This window comes from Nocardioides sp., from assembly GCF_031422975.1.
GTDB lineage: Bacteria > Actinomycetota > Actinomycetes > Propionibacteriales > Nocardioidaceae > Nocardioides.
Map to the genome: position 1 here is coordinate 1 of NZ_JANPEO010000328.1, position 4,060 is coordinate 4,060.

Genomic DNA, 4,060 nt, shown 5'->3' on the forward strand with positions numbered 1-4,060 from the left:
TAAACCGCCCCGGAGATTCCGGAGTCTGAATTTGGTGGCTCAGCCGGTCGGCTTGAGCTGGTTTCTTGCAGCGTAGTGAAGTTCCTCGGCGGCCATCGGGGTCAGGTCGGCGAGTGCTTCGTGAGGCCTTTCGGTGTTGAAGAAGTCGACCCAGTTCAAGGTGTCGAGCTCGACGTGCTCGACACCTCGCCATGGTCCTTCGGGGCGGATGAGCTCGGCCTTGTAGAGCCCGATCTGGGACTCGGCGAGCGCGTTGTCGTAGGCATCACCCACCGACCCCACGGACGGGTCGACGCCCTCGTCGATGAGCCGCTGGGTGAAGGCAAAACTGACATATTGAGACCCGGCGTCCGTGTGATGGATGAGCCCGGACAGGTCTGTGATGCCAGCTTGGCGACGGGTCCAGATCGCGTGCTCGAGGGTGTCGAGCACCAGGTCGGTCGTCATCCTGGTCGCGGCTCGCCAGCCGACGATGCGGCGGCTGAAGACGTCGAAGACGAACGCGACGTAGACCATGCCGGACCAGGTCGCGACATACGTGAAGTCTGCTACCCACAGCTGGTTCGGTCGCGATGCCCAGAACTGCCGATCGACCAGGTCCTCGGGTCGGCTGGTGCCGTCGCAGGGCAGCGCGATCAGCCGGCGTTGGCGCAGCGCGCCGACCCAGCCCTGCTGGCGGTAGAGCCGCTCAACGGTGCAGCGAGCGACGTCATGGCCGCGGCCACGCAGGTGGATCCACATCTTCCTGGCACCGAACCGCTTGAGGAGCTTCTGTCGTGCGCGTTCGGCTTCGATCAGCGCAACCAGATCGGCATCGCGCAGCGCCCGCTTCGACGGTCGGCGACGGCGTGCGTCGTAGTAGGTGGACGGGGCGATCTTGACGCCGTGCTCGCTGAGCACGCGGCAGATCGGCTCGACCCCGAACACCTGCTTGTGGTTGTCGATGAAGTCGATCAATACCTGTTGGGGCGGTCGAGCTCCGCCGCGAAGAAAGCCGAGGCCGCCTTCAATATCTCGTTGGCCCGACGCAACTCGGTGACTTCCTTGCGCAGCGCCTTGATCTCAGCGATCTCCTCGCTGGTCTTGCCAGTGCGGACACCGCCGTCGACCTCGGCCTGGCGTACCCACTTGCGCAGGGACTCCAAGGACGTGATGCCGAGCTTCGCGGCCACCGACCGCATCGCCGCTGTTTCGGTGTCGTAGTCCGCTTTGGACTCGATCACCATCCGTGCCGCGCGCTCACGCAGCTCGGTCGGGTACTTCGAGGGACGTGCCATGAGAGTGATCCTTCCAACGAATCAGCTCTCCGGACATGCCGGGGCGGTTCAAAACGCGGGATGAGCGGGCGGCTGGTTCTCGGCCAGCAGCGGCAGGAACGTGCTGGACGCCCGGCCAGGTTGAGCCAGGCCGGGATCAGTGGTTAACTCGCCGATCCGGTCTAGCGCTCCTAGCCGCTGTATGTCGCGTGCCGGGTTCAGTAGAGGCTCTGAACTGACGCGGCGACGGTAGTCGCTGCGGGGTTGTGCCGGTAGTAGTTGTCCTCGTGCTCGACGGGTGGGACGAGTCCGATCTCGCCGTGGAGTCGTCGGTGGTTGAACCAGTCGATGTATTCAGCGACGGCGATCTCGAGGTCGTCGATGCTCTTCCATGGGCCCTTGTTGCGGACCAGCTCGGCTTTGAACAGCGAGTTGAACGCCTCCGCGAGGGCGTTGTCGTAAGAGTCGCCGGTGGACCCAACCGATGCCACGGCGCCGGCCTCGGCCAGCCGCTGGGTGTAGCGCACGGCGAGGTATTGAACGCCCTTGTCGGAGTGTGCGATCACGCCGGTCGTGTCGCGTCCGGCGTGCTCGCGGGTCCACAAGCCCATCTCGAGGGCGTCCAACGCCAGGTCCGTGCGCAGGCTCTTCGACAGCTGCCAGCCCACCACGCGGCGGGAGTAGACGTCGACGACGAACGCGGCGTAGACCCAGCCGGCGAAGGTCCGGCAGTAGGTGATGTCCGCGACCCACACCCGGTCCGGTGCCGGCGCCTGGAAGTCGCGATCCAGCAGGTCGGGGCGGGTGTCGGGACCGCGGCCCGGGATCGTGGTCCGCGGGCCCTTGGCCCGGCTGATGCCGCGCAGCCCGTCGGCGCGCATCAGCCGGTGCACGGTGCACCTCGCGATCCGGTGGCCGCGCCGGTTGAGCTCGGCGTGCATCTTGCGAACCCCGTAGACGCCGTAGTTCTCCCCGTGCACCTGCCGAAGCACCTCCAAGTGCTGCTCGTCAGCCACGGCCCGCGCCGAGGGTGGCCTGGTCTTCGCGGCGTAGTAGCTGCTCGGGGCGATCTGCATCCCGGCCCTGCGAAGGACCCGGCAGATCGGCTCGACCCCGAACTCCTCGCGGTGCTGGTCGATGTAGTCGACCAGCACCGCCGTGGTCACTTCAGCTTGCGGTCGAGCTCCGCTGCGGCGAAAAAAGCTGACGCCGTCCGCAAGATCTCGTTCGCACGCCGCAGCTCCTTGACCTCTCGTTCCAGCTCAGCGATCCGCTGCCCCTCGACCGTGGTCACACCCGGACGGTGACCCTCGTCGATCTCGACCTGGGAGACCCAGTTGCGCAACGTCTCAGGGTTGATCCCCAGCTGGTCACCGACCCGACGAAGAGCGCCACTCCTCGTCGCAGGATCACGCCGCAGATCGACCGCCATCCGGATCGCTCGCTCCCGAAGCTCCGCGGGGTACTTCCTCGGTGCTGCCATGACTCTCATCCTTCCGTGGAATGAGAGCCTCCATCAGACCCGGCACGCGACAAAGGCCGAACCACAAGACGTACCCGCGCCCTAGCTGTTACCTCGCCGCGATACTGGAAGACCGGGGCGACAGAGACCACAGACTGGCCATTGTCGGCGGCGGATGCCGGGGTGAACGACATAACTAAGCAGAGCGCCAAGAGCAGCATCCAGATGCGCGGGACCGTGTACTTCACTTGAACTCCTGTGTACCCGGCTGCTCGCCGCTGCTGATGGAAGTGTGAAGCCGAGGCTAGTTGAGTAGATGTTGGCCGTCTCGGCATTCTCGCGAAATGCATTCGGCCCGCCGAGGGGACCAGACCGGTTGGGCAAGTTCAAGCCTTACCTCTCCGGCCAGGCACTTGTCGGCCGTCCGACCGCCAGTTAGGAGCCTTATCGGTCATACGTCATGAGGGCCGTTTCATAGCGCCACGTTCCGGCCGCCCACTGGCGACGAGAGCTGGGCTCGTAGGGCCAGTTGCTCGCGACTCCGGGCTCTGGGTCTGCTGCACGAATCGGTGTCAGGTTGACCTAGCCCATTCCGCCGCCTGTAGGCAATAGCGTCGTGTGGGCCACAAAGCCACGAATAGACGGGCGCTGGCCGGCCCTCCATGTGCATGGCGTCGGTTCGCTCGAGACGAACGTATTCGTAGTGACCAGAACGCGGCCGACGCCTCCACGTCGCCTCGCGCGCTACCCGCGGTTGCACACCACGTCATGCGGGTGGCGATCGGGGCGGAGGGGGGACACACTGGTCTCCGAGGAGGCGGCGCATGACGACCAGAAGCCCGAGGCCACCTCGGGGCCGCGTGGGGCGCGCAGGAGTCTTGCAGGTGGGCGCTGCGGTGGCCGTGCTGTCGCTGCTCGTCGCGGCGTGCCAGAGCGACGCTGGGTCCGACGCCGCCGACTCCGCGTCGAGCTCGATCTCTGAGGACACGACCCCAGGAACGGACGGGCTCGTGCTGGTGGCGCTCGGCGACTCGGCGTCGACCGGTCACGGCGACCCGACCGGCCGGGGCTGGGTCGTTTACTACGGTGAGCTAATCGGATCGAGCACCGGGCAGGCCGTGGAGGTGCGCAACCTGGCCGAGGACGGGACGACGACCGAGGCCCTGCTCGACAGGATCCGGACTGACGACGCCGTCCGCACCGCGATCTCCGAAGCCGACGTCGTCGCAATCGGCATGGGCGGGAACGAGCTCAACATGGGCGACGCGGCGATGGAGGCCGGCTCTTGCGAGGACACCGACTGCTACGACCAGCCCGTCGGGCTCTACCGCACCAACCTCGA

Annotated in this window: 2 protein-coding genes, 1 pseudogene and 2 other annotated features; of the genes and pseudogenes, 1 reads left to right on the forward strand and 2 read right to left on the reverse strand. The window is 66.3% G+C overall.

The genetic code is table 11. The features are described from left to right. Positions 1–39: 39 nt before the first annotated feature. Both RMO85_RS09935 and RMO85_RS09940 read right to left on the reverse strand, forming a co-directional pair. A protein-coding gene (locus RMO85_RS09935) for an IS3 family transposase (protein ID WP_310528567.1) occupies positions 40–1,277 on the reverse strand; the annotation gives its coding sequence in 2 pieces (ribosomal slippage) (positions 40–995 and positions 995–1,277; 1,239 coding nt in all). Continuing rightward, positions 868–996: a sequence feature (AL1L pseudoknot), on the reverse strand. It overlaps the preceding gene by 129 nt. Positions 1,278–1,474: 197 nt before the next feature. Beyond that, positions 1,475–2,739, reverse strand: a protein-coding gene (locus tag RMO85_RS09940) for an IS3 family transposase (RefSeq protein WP_310528568.1) whose coding sequence is annotated in 2 segments (ribosomal slippage) — positions 1,475–2,460 and positions 2,460–2,739 — 1,266 coding nt in all. Because the reading frame shifts where the segments join, the coding sequence is not laid out codon by codon here. Then, positions 2,318–2,461, reverse strand: a sequence feature (AL1L pseudoknot). It overlaps the preceding gene by 144 nt. An 803-nt stretch (positions 2,740–3,542) precedes the next feature. Here RMO85_RS09940 and RMO85_RS09945 point away from each other — a divergent pair. Continuing rightward, a pseudogene (locus RMO85_RS09945) lies at positions 3,543–4,060 on the forward strand (hypothetical protein); the annotation flags it as partial.